Raw genomic sequence first — 16,425 nt, 5'->3', positions numbered from 1 at the left:
GACCACCACAGAGCCCTCCAACAGCTGATCAGACAAGATCAACTTGCGGCGGCTTGACACAGGGCAACTCACGCCGCCTCCAGGATGTCCGTGGCCGGGTTCTGGTAGTCGGCCTCGTGCGCGGCGACCCCGTCCAGGCCCTTGCCCCGGTCCGCGGGCCGCTTCATGATCCCGAAGGTGCCCTCGGCGATCGCGGTGAGCAGCGTCTGCTCCCCGATACGCTCCAGCAGGTCCAGCGCCTCACCGAGCACCTGGTTGGCGCGGCGACGGATGAACCCGCCCTCCGCCGGAACGAAGTCCTCGTGCAGCCCACCGGCCGCGCCCAGCACGTACCGCACGTTCTGCAGGGCAATGTCCCGGTCGGACAGCCACGGCGTCACCACCGCCTCGGTCATCATCCCCACCAGCAGGATGCCCTGACCGGTCAGCGTGCCCGCCAGGTTGAAGAACCCGTCGAGCAGATTGCCCCGGAACACGTCACCGGTCATGTGCTTGGTCGGCGGCATCCACTTCAACGGCGCGTCCGGGAACAACTCCCGCGCCAGCAGGGCATGCGCCAACTCCAACCGGAACGACTCCGGCACCTCCGGGTTGATCTCGAACGCGTGCCCCAGGCCCAACTGCCAGTCCGCCAGGCCCGCCTCGTGCGCGAAGAACTCGTTGAGCAACTGGGACACCGTCACCGTGTGCGCCTCGTCGACGGCGTCGGCGGTGGTCAGATAGTTGTCCTCACCGGTGTTGATGATGATCCCCGCCCGGGCGTGGACCTGCCGGGAGAACCGCTGGTCCACGAACGTGCGCACCGGGTTGATGTCGCGGAACAGGATCCCGTACATCGAGTCGTTGAGCATCATGTCGAGGCGTTCCAGCCCGGCCAGGGTCGCCATCTCCGGCATGCACAACCCCGACGCGTAGTTGGTCAGCCGCACGTAGCGGCCCAACTCCTTCGACGAGGTGTCCAACGCCGCCCGCATCAGACGGAAGTTCTCCTGCGTGGCGTACGTGCCGGCGAACCCCTCCCGCGTCGCGCCCTCGGGCACGTAGTCCAGCAGCGACTGCCCCGTCGAACGGATCACCGCGATCACGTCCGCGCCCGCGCGCGCCGCCGCCTGCGCCTGCGGGATGTCCTCGTAGATGTCCCCGGTCGCCACAATCAGGTAGATCCACGGCCGCTGCTTCGGGTCGCCGTGCCGCTTGACGAGCCGGTCCCGCTCGGCGCGCCGCCGGTCGATGCGCTTGATTCCCGCGCCGACGGCCCTACGAGCCGCCGACCGGGCCGCCGTCGCCGCCCGCCCCGACGGCACACCGAACCGCACCGACCCGGCGGCGGCCTTCTGCGCCAGCAACGTCACGTCGGTGCCGCCCTCGCGCACCAGCGCGTCGAACACCGGCGCCGCCACCCCGTGACCCAGGCCCACGTCCGCGACGACCGCGTCGACCAGCCGGTTCACCCACGGAATGCCCTCCGAATCGGCGCCCGTCACCCCGGCCAACCGCAGCACCGCCCGCTCCACCGACACCGTCGTGTGGCTGCGCGCCAGGTCGACCACCGGCTGACCGGCCCGACGCGCCAACTCCCGCGCCCGCGCCACCAACACCGGATCAAGATCAAGCTTTCCGGTCACGCCACACCGCTCATCTGCTCGCTCACGACGACCCTTCCTCATAGATGACCTCACCGCGCAGCACCAGCCGCCGACACACCGGCAGCGCAGTCGGATCATCCGGACCCCGCAGCTCCGGATCCTCGGCCAGCAGCACCGGCAGCCCTCGCTCCACACCCGCCGGCGTCGACCACACCGCGAACGTCGCCGGAGCCCCCAGCGCCAGCACACCCTCGGCGTCCAGGTGCACCGCCCGCCACCCACCCCGGGTGTGCGCCGCGAACGCCGCCCGCACACTCATCCGCTGCGCCGGATTGCGATGCGCCGCCGCCGCCCGCACCGACCCCCACGGGTCCAGCGGCGTCACCGGCGAATCCGAACCGAACGCCAACGCCACACCCACACCGTGCATCGCGCCCATCGGATTCGACTCCAACGACCGCGCAAGGCCCAGCCGCGCCTCGTACATCCGGCCCGCGCCGCCCCACAACCTGTCGAACGCCGGCTGCATGCTCGCCACGATCCCGTACTCCACGAACCGCGCGATCATCCGCTTGCTCATGATCTCCGCATGCTCGATGCGGTGCCGGGCCGCCCGCAGCCGCTCCACCCCCAGCGTCGCCGCCGCCGCCGCGAACCCGTCCAGGACCGTGCCGATCGCCGCGTCACCGATCGCGTGGAACCCACCCTGCAGGCCGTGCGCCGCGCAGTCCACCAGGTGATCACGCACCTGCTCGACCGACAGGTACCCGTGCCCGCAGCCGTCACCATCGCCGTACGGCTGCGACACGTGCGCCGTCCGCGACCCCAACGCCCCGTCGGCGAACAGATCCCCGCCGGCCCCCACCGCACCCAGGTCCCGGGCCCGCGCCGCACCGCCCAGCTCACCCCAGTACCCGTACACCTCGGGCACCCCCGCGCCGGAGATGCCCAGCAGGCCGGTGAAGTCCTCCTCGTCGGAGATCTCCGGACCACCGCACTCGTGCACCGCCGCGATACCCAGCGACGCCGCGTGCGCCAGCGCCACCCGCTGCGCCGCGACCCGCTGCGCCCGCGTCACCGACCCCTGCGCCGCCGCCCGCACCACATGGTGGGCGTCGCGGCGCAGCCAGCCCGAAGGGTCGTAGCCGGCCGCGTCCACCGCCTGCGGGCACGCCGCCAGCAACGCCGACGACACCAACGCCGAATGGATCGACGCCTGCGACAGGTACACCCGCCGGCCACCCGCCGCCCGGTCCAACGCCGCCGCGTCCGGCAGCGTCGCGTCCGACCAACCCGACTCGTCCCAGCCGTGCCCCAGCACCACCGCGTCCGCCGGCAGACCCGCCGCGAACCCCGCCACCGCGTCCAGCAACTGCCCCGCCGAACGCACCCCGGACAACTCCAGCCCGGACAACGCCAACCCGGTGTCCGTGGCGTGCACGTGCGCGTCCACGAACGCCGGCGTCACCAGCGCACCGTCCAGGTCCACCACCCGGTCGGCCGGCGGCGCGTCACCGTCGGTGCCCAACCAGGTGATCCGCCCACCGGACACCAGCAGCGCGGTCGCGCTCGGGTCGGCCGGACAGTGCAGCACGCCGCCGCGGTACAACGTCGAGGGGTTCGTCATGACCTCAGTCTGCCGCCACCCGCGCCGCGAACAGCCGACGCACCCCCGGCTCGGCGCGCAGCAGCCCCAACGCCAACTCCGCGTGCCCCGGCACGTACCCGTTGCCGACCAGCATCGTCACGTCCGCCGCCAGCCCCTCCGCACCCAACGCCGCCGCCGAGAAGCTCGTCGCCATCGAGAAGAAGATCACCGTGCCGCCGTCCGCCGTCGCCAGGACCGCCCCGTGCTCACAGCCCGGCACGTCCACGCAGACCACCGTCACGTCCGCCGGCGCCCCCAGGGCCGTGGTCACCGCCGTGGACAACCCCACCGGATCCCGCGCGTCCGCCAACGCCACCACCGACGCCAGCCCGGCCGCCGTCAGCGCGTCGCGCTCCGCCGCCACCGGAACGACCCCGACGGTACGCGCCGCGCCCGAGCGCCGCGCCGCCGCGAGGGACAGCGACCCACTCTTGCCCGCCCCACCGATCACCGCGACCCGCACCGGCGTCGGGTCACCGGCACACTGACGATCCTCCACGTAGCGCGACACGACCCGCGCCGTCAGCGCCGGCGCCCCACACACGTCCAGCACCGCGAGGGACAGCTGCGGATCCTCGTCCTCGGGCAGCACCGCGGCGATCGACCGCGCGAACAGGATCGCCCACCCGTCGCAGGGCACCTGCTCGCTGCGCCCGTCCCAGCGGGCCAACCCGTCGGTGATCACCAACGGCGTCAGCGTCAACGACACCAGCGTGGCGACCCGCTCACCGGGCTTGAGCCCCAATGGGGAACGCCGACCCGACTCCTCGACCGTACCGATCAGCATCCCCCCGGAGCCGGTCACCGGGTTCTGCATCTTGCCCCGCGTGGAGATGATCTCCAGCACCTCGGCGCGGACCGCGTCACCGTCGCCGCCGTGCTTCTCCGACAACTGCCGAAAGCTCGCCGCGTCCAGGTTCAACCGCTGCACCCGGATACGCACCTCGTTCGGCGCGATCGCCGCCGACGCGTCCAGGCGCCACGCCGCCTGCGGCAGCACCCCCGCCGGTTGCACGACACGGTGCAGACCCACCGGTGACGTCACGCCGACCTCCCCTGCCCAGCCGCTCGAAGCCCCGGCCAGGGCTCGCGTAACGGGAAAACTTACGGCAGACTAATTTCTTCGCCGGATATTTTCCAGTAGCCTTCGAGCTTCGAGGATCCACCGCAGCACCAAGGAGGGGCCGTGACCCAGACCATCCCGCACCCCCGTCACGCCCCGGTCGCCGCACCGACCGCCGGGCAGCCGTACGAATACCACCGCCGCCCCCTGGTCGAACCCGACTGGACCCGCTTCCCCGGCTGGCGCACCGTCACCCGCGACCAGTGGGAATCCGCCCAGTGGCAACGCGTCAACTGCGTCAAGAACGTCAAGCAGCTCCGCGCCGTCTTCGGCGACCTGATCGACGACACCTTCTACGCCGACCTCGAGGCCGACCAGAAGGCCCTGGCCACCATGTCCATGCTGGTGCCACCACAAATGATCAACACGATGGTGCCGTTCGCGCCCCTCACCACCGAGGCGCTGCTCGCCGACCCCATCCGCCGCTACATGATCCCGGTCTCCTCCGACCGACGCACCGACTGGCCCTCTCACCCCTACGCCAGCCGCGACAGCCTCCACGAGCACGACATGTGGGTCGCCGAAGGCCTCACCCACCGCTACCCCACCAAGGTCCTCGCCGAACTGCTCTCCACCTGCCCCCAGTACTGCGGCCACTGCACCCGCATGGACCTCGTCGGCAACTCCACCCCCACCGTCGACAAACTCAAACTCACCCTCAAGCCCGTCGACCGCTACGACGCCCACATCGCCTACCTCAAGGCCCACCCCGGCGTACGCGACGTCGTCGTCTCCGGCGGCGACGTCGCCAACGTCCCCTGGCGCAACCTCGAGTCGTACCTGATGCGGCTGTTGGAACTGGAGACGGTGCGCGACATCCGGCTCGCCACCAAGGCCCTCATGGGCCTCCCCCAGCACTGGCTGCAACCCGACGTCGTCGAAGGCCTGGAACGCGTCGCCCGCACCGCAGCCCGCCGCGGCGTCAACCTCGCCATCCACACCCACGTCAACCACGCCCAGTCACTCACTCCACTGGTCGCCAAGGCCGCCCAGACCGCCCTCGACGTCGGCGTCCGCGACGTCCGCAACCAGGGCGTGCTCATGCGCGGCGTCAACGCCACCACCCCGGAGCTGCTCGACCTCTGCTTCGCGCTCCAGGGCGAGGCCGGGATCCTGCCGTACTACTTCTACATGTGCGACATGATCCCCAACGCGGAACACTGGCGGGTCCCGGTCTGGCACGCCCAGCAGCTCCAGCACGACATCATGGGCTACCTGCCCGGCTACGCCACCCCGCGGATCGTCTGCGACGTGCCCTTCGTCGGCAAGCGCTGGGTGCACATGCTCACCGACTACGACCGTGAGCGCGGCATCTCCTACTGGACCAAGAACTACCGCACCTCCATCGAGTCCGCCGACCTGGAGGCGCTCAACAAGCGCTACGCCTACTACGACCCGATCGACACCCTGCCCGCCGACGGCCAGCAGTGGTGGGCCGACCACCGCGACGACTGACCCACCCGAGGTGTTGGCCGCCCACTCAACCGGCGGCCAACACCTCCGACAACGGCGCCGGCACCAACCCACGCTCGCGTAACCCGGCCAGGATGTGCGGCAGGGCCTCGTCGGTCATCGCCGCGTTCGCCTCCGTCACATGCATGATCATCACCGAGCCGGGGCGGACGTGGTCCAGCACGGCGCGCACCAGCGGCTTCCACGCCTTCGCGAACGGATCACCGCTGATCACGTCCCCGTCCACCACCGTCACGCCCAACGGTGCGAGGGCGTCCAACGCCGCCGCGTCGTGGCAGAGGCCCGGAAAGCGGAAGTACCTGGTCTGCCGACCCCCGTACGGCGCGATCACCTCGAACGTCTTCGCCACATCGCCGGCCAGCTCGTCGACCGGCAACCGGGGCAGGTCGTAACAGCCGGCGGTGAACGCCGCGTGCCCGTAGGTGTGGTTCGCCAACTCGAAGCGCGGGTTACCGGCGATCCGCCGGGTCACGTCCGGGTACCGCTGCACCCACTTGCCGGTCAGGAAGAACGTCGCCGGCACCTGCTCCCGCTCCAGCAGGTCGAGGATCCGCAGGTTGGCGTACGACCGGACCCTCCCACTGCGCAGGTTGGCCAGCATGCCGTCGGTCATGTCCGCGTCGAAGGTCAACGCGACCCGGTTACCGGACCGTGGCCCGTGGTCCACGACCGGCGCCCGGGTTCCGACCCGCGTCGCCCCGGGGACAGCCGAAACCGTCGCCACTGTCGGCGTCGGGACGGTCTGCGGTACGGCGGGACCGGCCGACGTCGCCACCGGGCTGCCCGGGGGCACGGCGGGGCTGGCCGAGGTCGCGGCGGGACCGGCCGGGGGCACGGCCGCAGAGGTCGAGGAGCCGACGAAGACCGGCTGATCCGGCGGCGGCACCCGCGAAGCCGTGCACCCGGCACCGCCGACGACTGCCACCGTAACCAGTACGCCACACCAGAACGGGCGAAGCCGGGGTCGGATCACGCCGCCGATCATCGCAGACGCGAAGACCTCTCACCGCCCCCGCCCGCGCCGATCTTGCACTTCCAGTCGTCGGATTGACCTGGATATCCCATATGCCGCAACAGAAAGTGCAAGATCGCGCCGGTCCGGAACCTCGGGTTGTCGATCATGGAGTTGTGGAACGTTGGCCGCCAACGCGTCGAACGACACCCGCCGCACGGGGCTCAGCCGCCCCCCGGAGCACTGTCACGCCGCCGACCCCAACCGCCCACACGCGTCGGGTCCCCGGGCAGCACCTGCCCGGGGACCCGACGACCGCTCAGGTCACTTGTTGAAAGCGTCCTTAATCTTGCTGCCGGCATCCTTCATGCTCTGCCCGGCCTGCTTGGCGCGCGCGTCGCCCTGCTGGCTCGCGCCCTCGCCACGCATCGACTCGTTGTCGGTCATGTCGCCGACCCGCTCCCTCGCGGCACCGGCCATCTGCTCGACCTTGTTCTTTGCCTTCTCGGTGAAGCTCATCGCGCCTCCTCGGTCTGGCGGTTGTCGAGGCTCGCTTGCCCGGTCTCCCGGTGCCGAAACCGGTGGTGTCGGTCGGCACACTCGCTAGAGCATCCTAGGAAGATAGGTTGAGTGAGGGTGGCCCCGGGCGGCGCCGGCGCGATGGTTAACTGACCGCATGGGAGAGCTCCTGCTGATCCGGCACGGCGAAACCACCTGGAGCGCCAGCCTGCGGCACACCTCGTACACCGATCTGGAGCTGACCCCCGACGGTGAGCGACAGGCCCGCACCCTCGCGGCGTTCCTGGCCGGCCGGCCGTTCGCCACCGTGCTGTCCAGCCCCCGCTCCCGTGCGCTGCGCACCGCGCAGTTGGCCGGGCTCACCGTCGACGCGGTCGACGAGGACCTCAGCGAGTGGAACTACGGCGAGTACGAGGGTCGCACCACCGTCGACATTCACGACGACGACCCACACTGGAACATCTGGACCGACGGCTGCCCCGGCGGGGAGTCACCCGTCCAGGTGGGCGAGCGCCTCGACCGGGTGCTGGCCCGCGTCACCCCACTGCTCGATCGCGGCACCGTGGCCCTGGTCGGCCACGCGCACAGCCTGCGGGTCCTCGGCGCCCGCTGGATCGGGCTGCCCCCCTCCGCCGGCGGACGGCTGCGCCTGGAGACCGCCACGGTCAGCGCGCTCGGTCACGAACACGGCCGGCAAGTCATCCTGCGGTGGAACCAGCCGGCTCCTCCGGCCCCCGGGACCGCGACCGACCAGGCACCCCGGCACTGATCTTCGGCGGGCGGTTCTCGTACGGCGTGGACAACACCACTGTCGTCCGGGTCGTCACGTTCGCCGAGGTGCGGATCTCCTGAAGCACCCGCTCCAGGTCGACCGGACTGGCCACACGCACCAGCAGTAGGTAGAAGTCCTCCCCCGCCACCGAGTAGCACGAGTCGATCTCCGGTAGGTGGGCCAGCCGCTCTGGCGCGTCGTCCGGCTGCGACGGGTCGAACGGCCGGATCGCCACGAACGCGGTCAGCGGCAGGTCCAACGCCTCGAACGACACCCGGGCCGCGTACCCCTTGACCACCCCACGCTGCTCCAGCCGGCGTACCCGCTGGTGCACGGCGGACACCGACAGTCCCACCCGCTCGGCCAGGTCGGTGTACGACAGACGGCCGTCAGCGGTCAGCGCGGCGACGATGGCGCGGTCGATCTCCTCCACGGCGAGCAACCTACCGGGAAATCGGCGCGACGGCGACGAGGAAGCCCAACGGCGGGTACGGCGAACCCCCGCCGCACCCGCCCCGCGCCTGTTCAGCTTTTCGCGAGCGCCCGGGAGATCACCAGCCGCTGGATCTGGTTGGTGCCCTCCACGATCTGCAGCACCTTCGCCTCGCGCATGTACCGCTCGACCGGGTGGTCGGCCACGTAGCCGGCGCCACCGAGCACCTGCACGGCGTCCGTGGTCACCCGCATGGCCATGTCGGTGGCGAACAGCTTCGCCTTCGCCGCCTCGATCGAGTACGGTCGCCCGGCGTCGCGCAGCCGCGCCGCTGCCAGCGTCAGCGCGCGGGCGGCGGAGATCTGGGTGGCCGCGTCGGCGAGCAGGAAGCCGAGCCCCTGGAAGTCGATGATGGACCGGCCGAACTGCTGCCGCTCGCGGGCGTAGCCGACCGCGTAGTCCAGGGCACCCTGGGCGAGCCCGACCGCACAGGCGGCGATGCCGAGCCGACCAGAGTCCAGCGCGGACATCGCGATGGCGAAGCCCGCACCCTCGCCACCGACCAGCCGGTCGGCCGGCACCCGCGCCCCGTCGAAGGCGATCTGCGCCACCGGCGAGGAGCGCAGCCCCATGGTCCGCTCGGCGGCCTGCGGCGCGATGCCGGCGGTGCCCGCGTCGGCGACCAGGCAGGAGATGCCCTTCGGGCCGGGCCCGCCGGTGCGGCAGAAGATGTTGTAGAAGTCGGCGACCTGGGCGTGCGTGATCCACGCCTTCGTGCCGGAGACGACGTACGCGTCGCCGTCGCGGACCGCCCGGGTGCTCAGCGCCGCCGCGTCCGAGCCACCCTGCGGCTCGGAGAGGCAGTACGCGCCGAGCAGCTCGCCGCCGAGCATGTCCGGCAGCAGCTTGCGCTGCTCGTCGGTGCCGAACGCGGCCACCGGGTAGCAGCTCAGGGTGTGCACGCTGACGGCCTCGGCGACCGCGAGCCACCGGCTGGCCAGGATCTCCAGCACCTGTAGGTACACCTCGTACGGCTGCGCCGCGCCGCCGTACTCCTCGGCGTACGGCAGGCCGAGCAGGCCGGCGCGGCCGATCGTGCGCAGCACCTCGCGGGGGAACTCGGCGCGTTCCTCGAAACCGGCGGCCTTGGGCGCGAGCTCGCGGTCGGCGAGCTCGGTGGCGAGGTCCAGCAGGTCGTGGGCCTCATCGGTGGGGAGGATCCGATCGACAGTCATAGCGCGATGAGCTCCGTGGGGGTGGTGTTGAGCCGCTGCACGCCGTCCGCCGTGCAGACGACGATGTCCTCGATGCGGGCGCCGTGCCGGCCCGCCAGGTAGATGCCCGGTTCGATGGAGAACGCCATCCCGGCCTCCAGCGGTCGGTCGTTGCCGGACACCAGGTAGGGCTCCTCGTGACCGTCCAGGCCGATGCCGTGCCCGGTGCGGTGCAGGAACGCGTCGCCGTAGCCGGCGGCGGCGATCGGCGTCCGGGCCGCCGCGTCGGCCGCCGCCGCGCTGATGCCGGGGCGTACCGCCGCCACCGCCGCGCTCTGGGCGGCGTGCAGCACCGCGTAGTACTCCACGAACTCGGCCGGCGCGGGTCCGCCCGCCACGTAGGTGCGGGTGCAGTCCGAGCGGTAGCCCGACGGCATGGTGCCGCCGATGTCGACCACCACCGGCTCGCCGACGCCGATCGGCCGGTCCGAGGTGCCGTGGTGCGGGCTCGCCCCGTTCGGTCCGGCGGCCACGATGACGAAGTCGACGCTGGCGTGCCCGGCGGCCCGGATCGCCGTCGCGATGTCGGCGGCCACCTCGACCTCGGTGCGGCCGGGACGCAGCCACTCGCCCATGCGCAGGTGCACCTCGTCGATGGCCACGCCGGCCTCGGCGAGCGCCGCCACCTCCGCCGGGGACTTGCGGATACGCAGCTCGCGCAGCACCTCGCCGGCGAGCCGCTGCGCGGCGCCGGGCAGCGCCGCGCGCAGGGCGAGGACCTGCTCGGCCCACATCCGGTCGGCGAGCCCGACGGCCGCCGCCGGGCCGTCGAGGGCGGCGACGACCAGGGGGTACGGGTCGACGCCGTCGGGATGGTCGGCGATGCGCAGACCGGTGGCGGTCGCCGCCTCGGCGGCGGGACGCTCCAGCCGGGGCACGATCAGAGTCGGCTCGCCCTCGGCGGGCAGCACCAGGCAGGTGAGCCGCTCCCCCGCGTGGGCGTCGTAGCCGGTCAGGTAGCGCAGGTCGGAGCCGGGGGTGAGCAGCAACGCGTCCAGGCCGGCGGCGGCGGTGGCGCGCTGTGCGGCGGTCAGCCGGTCAAGCGGGTACAACTCGTCGGTTCCCACCCCGTCAGCTTAACGGTCGTTTGGGCATGCCCAGAAGCCGCGTACGCCCCGCGCCGGAAATCCACCGACGTTGATTGACATCGACAGTTAACACTCTTTAAGATTTGGCTGCCTCGAGGCCCACCCGTTCCTGCGTCCCGCATGTCCCGCCCGCGACACCCTGCGTGGGCGGGTGTCGTCCCCCGCCCACGCAGAAGGCCCCCATGTCCTCACCACTGCGCCGCGCCCTCAGCGCCGGCCTGCTCGCCCTGGCGACCGCCGCCGCCACCGTCACCCTCGTCCCCACCGCCGCGCAGGCCGTGGTGCTGCCGAGCGGTTTCAAGAGCGTCGGCTACATGCCCTCGTGGGCCGGCAACGTCAACACGATCCAGTACGACAAGCTCACCCACATCAACTACGCCTTCGTACTGCCCAACAACGACGGCAGCCTGCGGGCCGTGGAGAACCCGAGCAAACTCTCCTCGCTGGTCTCCCAGGCGCATGCCAACAACGTCAAGGTCTCCATCGCCGTCGGCGGCTGGAACGACGGCAACGACTCGGCGTTCGAGGCCCTCGCGGCCAACTCCAGCAGCCGGACGGCGTTCGTCAACAACCTGGTCACCTTCGTCAACCAGTACAACCTCGACGGTGTCGACATGGACTGGGAGTACCCGGACCCGGGCGGGTCGGCGAACAACTACACCCAGGTCATGACCCAGCTCGGCAGCGCCATGCACAGCCGGGGCAAGCTGCTCACCGCGGCCGTCGTCTCCGAGGGCTACTACCTCGACGGCGTGCCGACGGCCGTGTTCAGCCAGGTCGACTGGCTCAACATCATGGCGTACGACGGCGGCAGCCCGCACTCCAACTACGACTGGTCGATCAACAGCATCAACCTGTGGAAGAACCGCGGACTGCCAGCCAGCAAGGCCGTTCTGGGCATCCCCTTCTACAGCCGCCCCGGCTACTACACGTACTCGGCGCTCCTCGCCCTGGACCCGGCCAACGCCAACCGGGACTGCACCACGGCCGGCGGTACTCAGCAGTGCTACACCGGCATCCCGACCGTCAAGCGTAAGACGCAGTGGGCACTGGCCAACGCCGGCGGCGTGATGAACTGGGAGCTGTCGCAGGACACCACCGGCTCCACCTCGCTGGTGAGCGCCATGTACGACACCATCATGGGCGGCACCACCCCGCCGCCGTCCGGTCGTACCGGCCAGATCACCGGCCTCGGCGGCAAGTGCGTCGACGTGGCCTCCGCCAGCACCGCCAACGGCGCCGCCATCCAGCTCTGGGGCTGCAACGGCACCAACGCGCAGACCTGGACCGTCGCCAGCGACGGCACGCTGCGCGCCCTCGGCAAGTGCGCCGACATCACGAGCGGCTCCACCGCCAACGGCGCCAAGGTGCAGCTGTACGACTGCAACGGCAGCGGCGCCCAGGTGTGGCAGGCACAGTCCAACGGCACGCTGCGCAACCCGCAGTCCAACAAGTGCCTCGACGTCACCGACAACAGCTCGGCCGACGGCGCCCGCCTGCAGATCTGGGAGTGCTTCGCCGGCGCCAACCAGCGCTGGACCCTCCCGGCCTGACCTGACCCGTACGCCGCGATCCCCGGTCGACGCCCCCGCGTCAGCCGGGGATCGTCGCGTGGTCGCGGGCCAGAGCCAACACCTCGTCGACCGATCCGGCCGGGTCGGTGACCGGGAACTGCACCGCCCGCACTACCGACGTCGGGTCGACCAGCATCGTCAGTCGCTTGAACCGGGTCACCCCGCCGGCGGCGAAGACCGGCAGCAGCAGTCCCGCGGCGAGTGGTTTCCCGATGGGACCGGGGCGGGGGCCATAGCCTGGGATCGGGACGCCCGCACGGGTCGCCCCCACCGGGAGGGCCGACGTGACACCGAACGACGCGAACCGGGCGGCGACCCGCCGTCGCCGGCAACTGTGGGCCGGGGTTCTCGCGCTCGTCGGCCTGGTCCTGCTGGTCGTCGGGCTCACCGTGGCCGACGGCGTCGCCGCCTGGGTCGAGGTGCTGGTCGCGATCCTGCTGCTGGTGACCAGCTACGTCGTGCAGCACCTCGCCCGACGCGACACCGTCTACCGGCACGACGAGCGACGCTGACGTCGCCGGGCGGCCGGGCGTACCGCTGATCGTCGGGGGCTGTGCCAGGCTGTCGGGCGTGGCACACCGATCCCCGATCCTGCTGATCGACGCACCCAGCCTCTACTTCCGCGCCTACTTCGGCATCCCGGAGTCCGCCGCGCGCGCCGAGGACGGCACGCCCGTCAACGCGGTCCGCGGCTTCCTCGACATGCTCGCCACGCTCATCCGCGGTCGGGGCGCCGACCGGATGGTGTGCGCTCTGGACTACGACTGGCGGCCGGCGTGGCGGGTCGAGCTGCTGCCGTCGTACAAGGCACACCGGGTGGCCCCGCAGGGCGGCGAGGTCGTCCCCGACACGCTCTCCCCGCAGGTGCCGATGATCCTGGAGGTCCTCGACGCGGTCGGCATCACCGCCGTCGGCGCGGACGGCTACGAGGCCGACGACGTGCTCGGCACGCTGTCGGTGACCCAGCCGGGCCCGGTCGAGGTGGTCTCCGGCGACCGGGACCTGTTCCAGCTCATCGACGACCCCCGGGACGTACGGCTGCTCTACGTCGGGCGCGGCGTGGCCAAGCTCGACGACTGCGACGACGCGGCGGTCCGCGCCCGGTACGGGGTGCCCGCCGACCGGTACGCCGACTTCGCCGCCCTGCGCGGTGACCCCAGCGACGGGCTGCCCGGGGTGCCGGGCGTCGGCGAGAAGACCGCCGCGCGGCTCATCGAGCGGTACGGCAGCATCGACGGCATCCTGGCGGCGCTGGACGACTCCGACTCGTCCTTCGCGCCGGGCCTGCGCACCAAGCTGGCCGCCGCCCGCGACTACCTGGCCATCGCGCCGACGGTGGTCCGGGTCGCCCTGGACGTGCCGCTGCCGGAGCTGCCCACCGCGCTGCCCACGGCCCCCGCCGACCCTCAGCGGCTGCTCGACCTGGCCGGCCGGTGGAACCTGGCCGGCTCCGCCCGCCGCCTCGTGGACGCCCTGGCCGCCCGCGCCGACGCCTGAGCGGGCGACGCTGCGCACCGAAGTCCACCGCGACCGCACTCGCGGACGCGGGCCGACCGCCACCTCGGGATGCGCCGGTCGGCCGGTGGCTCACCCACGCAGGTTGACCGCAGCGGCACCAAGTGGGTGCCGTTCCTGATGAGCCTCAAGGAGCTGGTGGAGACCGAGCGGGGCAGTCCGGCGCCGCACGACGTCCGGATCAGCGACTGGCACTGAGCCGTCGCTACTTCACCTTCCGGGTGGACGGCGCCACGATGTCCTCGTACTCCGGGTGCTTCACCAGCCACTCGGCGAGGAACGGGCAGATCGGCACCACGGTGCGCCCCCTGGCCCGCGCGTCGTCCATGACCGCGCGGGCCAGGGTCGACCCGACACCCCGGCCCTCGTACGCCGGATCGACCTCGGTGTGGGTGTAGGCGATGACGCCGCCGGTCAGCTGGTAGGTCACGATCCCGGCGACCGCGCCCGTCTCGTCGCGCGCCTCGAACCGCTCCCGCGTCGGCGCGTCTGTCACAGTGAACTGCATCGGACCATCCAAGCACAGCGTCCGTGGCGGCCGTCTCCGGTCGCCGTCTTCCTGCGCGTGCTGGCCCGCCCTACGGGGAGCGGGCCAGCACGGGAGGATGTCAGACGCGCCGGCGGCCGTACACGGCGGCGGTGACGGCCACGCCGATCGCGGCGAACACGACCTGCAGGAGCAGTTCGATCCAGTCGATGCCGGCGGTCTCGTCCACGCCGAGCCCACCGGCGACGAGGGTGCCAAGGATCGCCGCGAGTACGCCGATCGCCAGGGTGAACACGATCGAGATGTTCTGCTTGCCGGGCACCACGAGCCGACCGAGCGCGCCGATGGCCAGGCCGATGATGATCGCGGTGAAGAAGCCCTGGATTTCCACGGGGGCCGTCCCTTCCGAAGGTGTTGTCGTCAGCGACGCTCTCGTGCCCCGGGTCGGGCACCGCCGAAACCAGTGATCGGCGTCCAAAACCGGCAGCGACCGCCCTCGGCTTCGGCCCTTGAGGACCACCGGCCGTGGATCCGGCGCTAAGCGGTCGAAGGCCGGCGCCCGTCCCGACACCGGCCTGTCCATGCCGGGATTACGAGGCCGGGACACACCCCTGACCAGGCGATCACGGCTTAGCGCCGGATCTACTGTCGTTGACAAGGCCGGGACCTCACGGGTTGGACGTTGACGACCTGATCGCGTCGGCGGCTTCCAGGCCGTCAGTGACGTACCGGCAGATCAGATCGGGCGGTGTGATGCCGCGGCGTTGGGCTTCGGCGAACAGTCGCTCGGTGAGCTGCAGGGACATGCGGACTGTGTGCCCGACGGTGGCGTCGCTTCGGGGCGGCGTGGTGTCGATCTCGGCGGTGGACCAGTCCCGGTTGTCCAGGGCGGCTTGCGCGTCGTCGAGTCTGCTCATGGCAGGCGCTCCCTAGAAAAGTCAAAACCCCGGCGGCATACCCGCGAGGGGTAGGGGCGACCGGGGTCTTCGTGGTTAGCATAGCGCGTCTGGCGCTGCGGCGGGAAATGTGGGGGCTTTGGGGTGGAACCGGCTGAGCTGGTGGTCCTGGAGCGGCGGTTGTCGGCTGAGCGGTTGGGTCCGTATCGCGTGGCGTGCGGTGGGGATCTTGCTGCCGCTTTGGCGCTGTATGAGTGGAACGCGGAGGTGTCCGGCGCGCTGGGCACCACGTTGGGCCACTTGGAGGTGCTGCTGCGCAACGCCATGCACGACGCGTTGACCACGTGGTCGACGGCGCGGCATGGGGAGCCGCGCGGGTACCTGGATCCGGGTGGCCTGCTGACTGCTGACGCGGCCCGCGACGTCGACACCGCTCGCCGGCGGGCGACGCGCGATGGACGCTCGGAGACCTCTGGTCGGGTGGTCGCCGAGCTCACTCTCGGCTTCTGGCGCTACCTGGTGGCCAGCCGGTACGAGCGCACGCTGTGGCTCGATTGCCTCCGCCAGGCGTTCCCGGAGCTACGCGGTCGAGGTATGCGGCGCGACGTCAGCAACGCGGTACGCGATCTTCACCTGGCCCGCAACCGGATGGCGCATCACGAGCCGATGTTCAACCGACCGATCGATGATCTGCGTACGGAGGCGCTGCGGGTCGCCGGCTGGATCTGCCCGGTCTCCCGCCTGTGGATCGACGCACAGTGCCGCGTACCCCAACTCCTGGCGAGCAGGGGGCAGCGCCTCGCCGCCATCGTCCCGGCCGAGCTGGCCGAGCTGGCCGAGGCCATCGAAGGCGCCGAGAACGCTGGCGACGTCGCCGCCGCCCGCGAGGCCCTGGCCCGCATCGACGCCGGCGACACGCCCGTCCCCCTAGGCGAGTTGCGTGGCGAGCTGGGCCTGTGACGGCCCTTGGGGACGGCCCTTGAGGACCATCGGCCGTGGATCCGGCGCTAACGACTTGGTGCGCGATAGCTGAGTGACCCGCGCGGATCATGAAGATGGCCGTGCGGGACGATCATGATTGTGAC

The 16,425-nt window shown here is 71.5% G+C and carries 20 protein-coding genes; 8 read left to right on the top strand and 12 right to left on the bottom strand.

The window, feature by feature from the left end:
• Positions 1 to 68 precede the first annotated feature (68 nt).
• The 3 genes from ACLQ24_RS24335 to ACLQ24_RS24325 are packed head-to-tail and all read right to left on the bottom strand — an operon-like array spanning position 69 to position 4,267.
• On the bottom strand, positions 69 to 1,625 hold the full coding sequence (locus ACLQ24_RS24335) for a lysine 5,6-aminomutase subunit alpha (protein WP_425894027.1): 1,557 nt from the start codon (positions 1,623 to 1,625) through the stop codon (positions 69 to 71).
• A gap of 22 nt (positions 1,626 to 1,647) precedes the next feature.
• On the bottom strand, positions 1,648 to 3,213 hold the full coding sequence (locus ACLQ24_RS24330; RefSeq protein ID WP_425894026.1) for an amidohydrolase: 1,566 nt from the start codon (positions 3,211 to 3,213) through the stop codon (positions 1,648 to 1,650).
• A 4-nt stretch (positions 3,214 to 3,217) separates the two neighbouring features.
• The gene (locus tag ACLQ24_RS24325) at positions 3,218 to 4,267 is read right to left on the bottom strand and encodes a zinc-binding alcohol dehydrogenase (protein WP_425894028.1); all 1,050 of its coding nucleotides are present in this window, start codon (positions 4,265 to 4,267) and stop codon (positions 3,218 to 3,220) included.
• Positions 4,268 to 4,420: 153 nt separating this feature from the next.
• Between ACLQ24_RS24325 and ACLQ24_RS24320 the strand changes: the two genes are divergently transcribed.
• Positions 4,421 to 5,812, top strand: coding sequence for a KamA family radical SAM protein (locus tag ACLQ24_RS24320; RefSeq protein ID WP_425894024.1), 1,392 nt, complete (start codon positions 4,421 to 4,423; stop codon positions 5,810 to 5,812).
• Positions 5,813 to 5,837: 25 nt separating this feature from the next.
• Here the strand turns inward: ACLQ24_RS24320 and ACLQ24_RS24315 are convergent, their stop codons facing one another.
• The gene (locus ACLQ24_RS24315; RefSeq protein ID WP_425894023.1) at positions 5,838 to 6,461 is read right to left on the bottom strand and encodes a polysaccharide deacetylase family protein; all 624 of its coding nucleotides are present in this window, start codon (positions 6,459 to 6,461) and stop codon (positions 5,838 to 5,840) included.
• Between ACLQ24_RS24315 and ACLQ24_RS24310 the strand changes: the two genes are divergently transcribed.
• The gene (locus ACLQ24_RS24310) at positions 6,442 to 6,702 is read left to right on the top strand and encodes a hypothetical protein (protein WP_425894022.1); all 261 of its coding nucleotides are present in this window, start codon (positions 6,442 to 6,444) and stop codon (positions 6,700 to 6,702) included. The two genes, ACLQ24_RS24315 and ACLQ24_RS24310, sit on opposite strands and share 20 nt — an antisense overlap.
• A 404-nt stretch (positions 6,703 to 7,106) precedes the next feature.
• Here the strand turns inward: ACLQ24_RS24310 and ACLQ24_RS24305 are convergent, their stop codons facing one another.
• Entirely contained in the window at positions 7,107 to 7,301 is a 195-nt protein-coding gene (locus ACLQ24_RS24305) for a CsbD family protein (protein ID WP_425894021.1), read from the bottom strand.
• A gap of 157 nt (positions 7,302 to 7,458) precedes the next feature.
• Between ACLQ24_RS24305 and ACLQ24_RS24300 the strand changes: the two genes are divergently transcribed.
• A complete protein-coding gene (locus ACLQ24_RS24300) occupies positions 7,459 to 8,070 on the top strand; it encodes a histidine phosphatase family protein (protein WP_425894019.1) in 612 nt (203 codons plus the stop codon).
• Here the strand turns inward: ACLQ24_RS24300 and ACLQ24_RS24295 are convergent.
• From ACLQ24_RS24295 to ACLQ24_RS24285, 3 genes are all read right to left on the bottom strand, one after another.
• On the bottom strand, positions 8,000 to 8,506 hold the full coding sequence (locus tag ACLQ24_RS24295; RefSeq protein WP_425894018.1) for an Lrp/AsnC family transcriptional regulator: 507 nt from the start codon (positions 8,504 to 8,506) through the stop codon (positions 8,000 to 8,002). The genes ACLQ24_RS24300 and ACLQ24_RS24295 overlap by 71 nt on opposite strands.
• A 92-nt stretch (positions 8,507 to 8,598) precedes the next feature.
• On the bottom strand, positions 8,599 to 9,741 hold the full coding sequence (locus ACLQ24_RS24290) for an acyl-CoA dehydrogenase family protein (RefSeq protein WP_425894017.1): 1,143 nt from the start codon (positions 9,739 to 9,741) through the stop codon (positions 8,599 to 8,601).
• Complete coding sequence (locus ACLQ24_RS24285; protein WP_425894016.1) at positions 9,738 to 10,847, bottom strand: M24 family metallopeptidase; 1,110 nt, start codon at positions 10,845 to 10,847, stop codon at positions 9,738 to 9,740. The genes ACLQ24_RS24290 and ACLQ24_RS24285 overlap by 4 nt, the downstream gene beginning before the upstream one ends.
• Before the next feature lie 203 nt (positions 10,848 to 11,050).
• Between ACLQ24_RS24285 and ACLQ24_RS24280 the strand changes: the two genes are divergently transcribed.
• Positions 11,051 to 12,421 (top strand): glycosyl hydrolase family 18 protein, encoded by a 1,371-nt coding sequence (locus ACLQ24_RS24280; RefSeq protein WP_425894015.1) that lies wholly within the window; start codon positions 11,051 to 11,053, stop codon positions 12,419 to 12,421.
• A 40-nt stretch (positions 12,422 to 12,461) separates the two neighbouring features.
• Here the strand turns inward: ACLQ24_RS24280 and ACLQ24_RS24275 are convergent, their stop codons facing one another.
• Positions 12,462 to 12,713, bottom strand: a complete 252-nt coding sequence (locus tag ACLQ24_RS24275; RefSeq protein ID WP_425894014.1) for a hypothetical protein — start codon at positions 12,711 to 12,713, stop codon at positions 12,462 to 12,464.
• Positions 12,714 to 12,726: 13 nt separating this feature from the next.
• Between ACLQ24_RS24275 and ACLQ24_RS24270 the strand changes: the two genes are divergently transcribed.
• The 3 genes from ACLQ24_RS24270 to ACLQ24_RS24260 all read left to right on the top strand — a co-directional run bounded on the left by ACLQ24_RS24270 (position 12,727) and on the right by ACLQ24_RS24260 (position 14,155).
• Positions 12,727 to 12,954 carry a hypothetical protein gene (locus tag ACLQ24_RS24270; RefSeq protein ID WP_425894013.1) on the top strand — a complete coding sequence of 76 codons (228 nt, stop codon included), beginning with the start codon at positions 12,727 to 12,729 and terminating at the stop codon, positions 12,952 to 12,954.
• Positions 12,955 to 13,012: 58 nt separating this feature from the next.
• Complete coding sequence (locus ACLQ24_RS24265; protein WP_425894012.1) at positions 13,013 to 13,939, top strand: 5'-3' exonuclease; 927 nt, start codon at positions 13,013 to 13,015, stop codon at positions 13,937 to 13,939.
• 69 nt (positions 13,940 to 14,008) lie between these two features.
• Entirely contained in the window at positions 14,009 to 14,155 is a 147-nt protein-coding gene (locus ACLQ24_RS24260; RefSeq protein ID WP_425894011.1) for a hypothetical protein, read from the top strand.
• A 7-nt stretch (positions 14,156 to 14,162) separates the two neighbouring features.
• Here the strand turns inward: ACLQ24_RS24260 and ACLQ24_RS24255 are convergent, their stop codons facing one another.
• The 3 genes from ACLQ24_RS24255 to ACLQ24_RS24245 all read right to left on the bottom strand — a co-directional run bounded on the left by ACLQ24_RS24255 (position 14,163) and on the right by ACLQ24_RS24245 (position 15,361).
• Positions 14,163 to 14,465: a GNAT family N-acetyltransferase gene (locus ACLQ24_RS24255; protein ID WP_425894010.1), complete on the bottom strand. Its 303-nt coding sequence runs from the start codon at positions 14,463 to 14,465 to the stop codon at positions 14,163 to 14,165.
• Positions 14,466 to 14,565: 100 nt separating this feature from the next.
• On the bottom strand, positions 14,566 to 14,835 hold the full coding sequence (locus ACLQ24_RS24250; RefSeq protein WP_425894009.1) for a GlsB/YeaQ/YmgE family stress response membrane protein: 270 nt from the start codon (positions 14,833 to 14,835) through the stop codon (positions 14,566 to 14,568).
• 277 nt (positions 14,836 to 15,112) lie between these two features.
• On the bottom strand, positions 15,113 to 15,361 hold the full coding sequence (locus tag ACLQ24_RS24245; RefSeq protein WP_425894008.1) for a hypothetical protein: 249 nt from the start codon (positions 15,359 to 15,361) through the stop codon (positions 15,113 to 15,115).
• A gap of 219 nt (positions 15,362 to 15,580) precedes the next feature.
• On the opposite strand from ACLQ24_RS24245, the gene ACLQ24_RS24240 reads away from it, so the two are divergent.
• Positions 15,581 to 16,300, top strand: a complete 720-nt coding sequence (locus ACLQ24_RS24240; protein WP_425894006.1) for a hypothetical protein — start codon at positions 15,581 to 15,583, stop codon at positions 16,298 to 16,300.
• Positions 16,301 to 16,425 lie beyond the last annotated feature (125 nt).

Source organism: Micromonospora sp. DT4 (genome assembly GCF_049841675.1).
Taxonomy (GTDB): domain Bacteria; phylum Actinomycetota; class Actinomycetes; order Mycobacteriales; family Micromonosporaceae; genus Micromonospora.
Note: the sequence above shows the minus strand (reverse complement) of the source record. Positions and strands in the feature narration are given on the sequence as shown.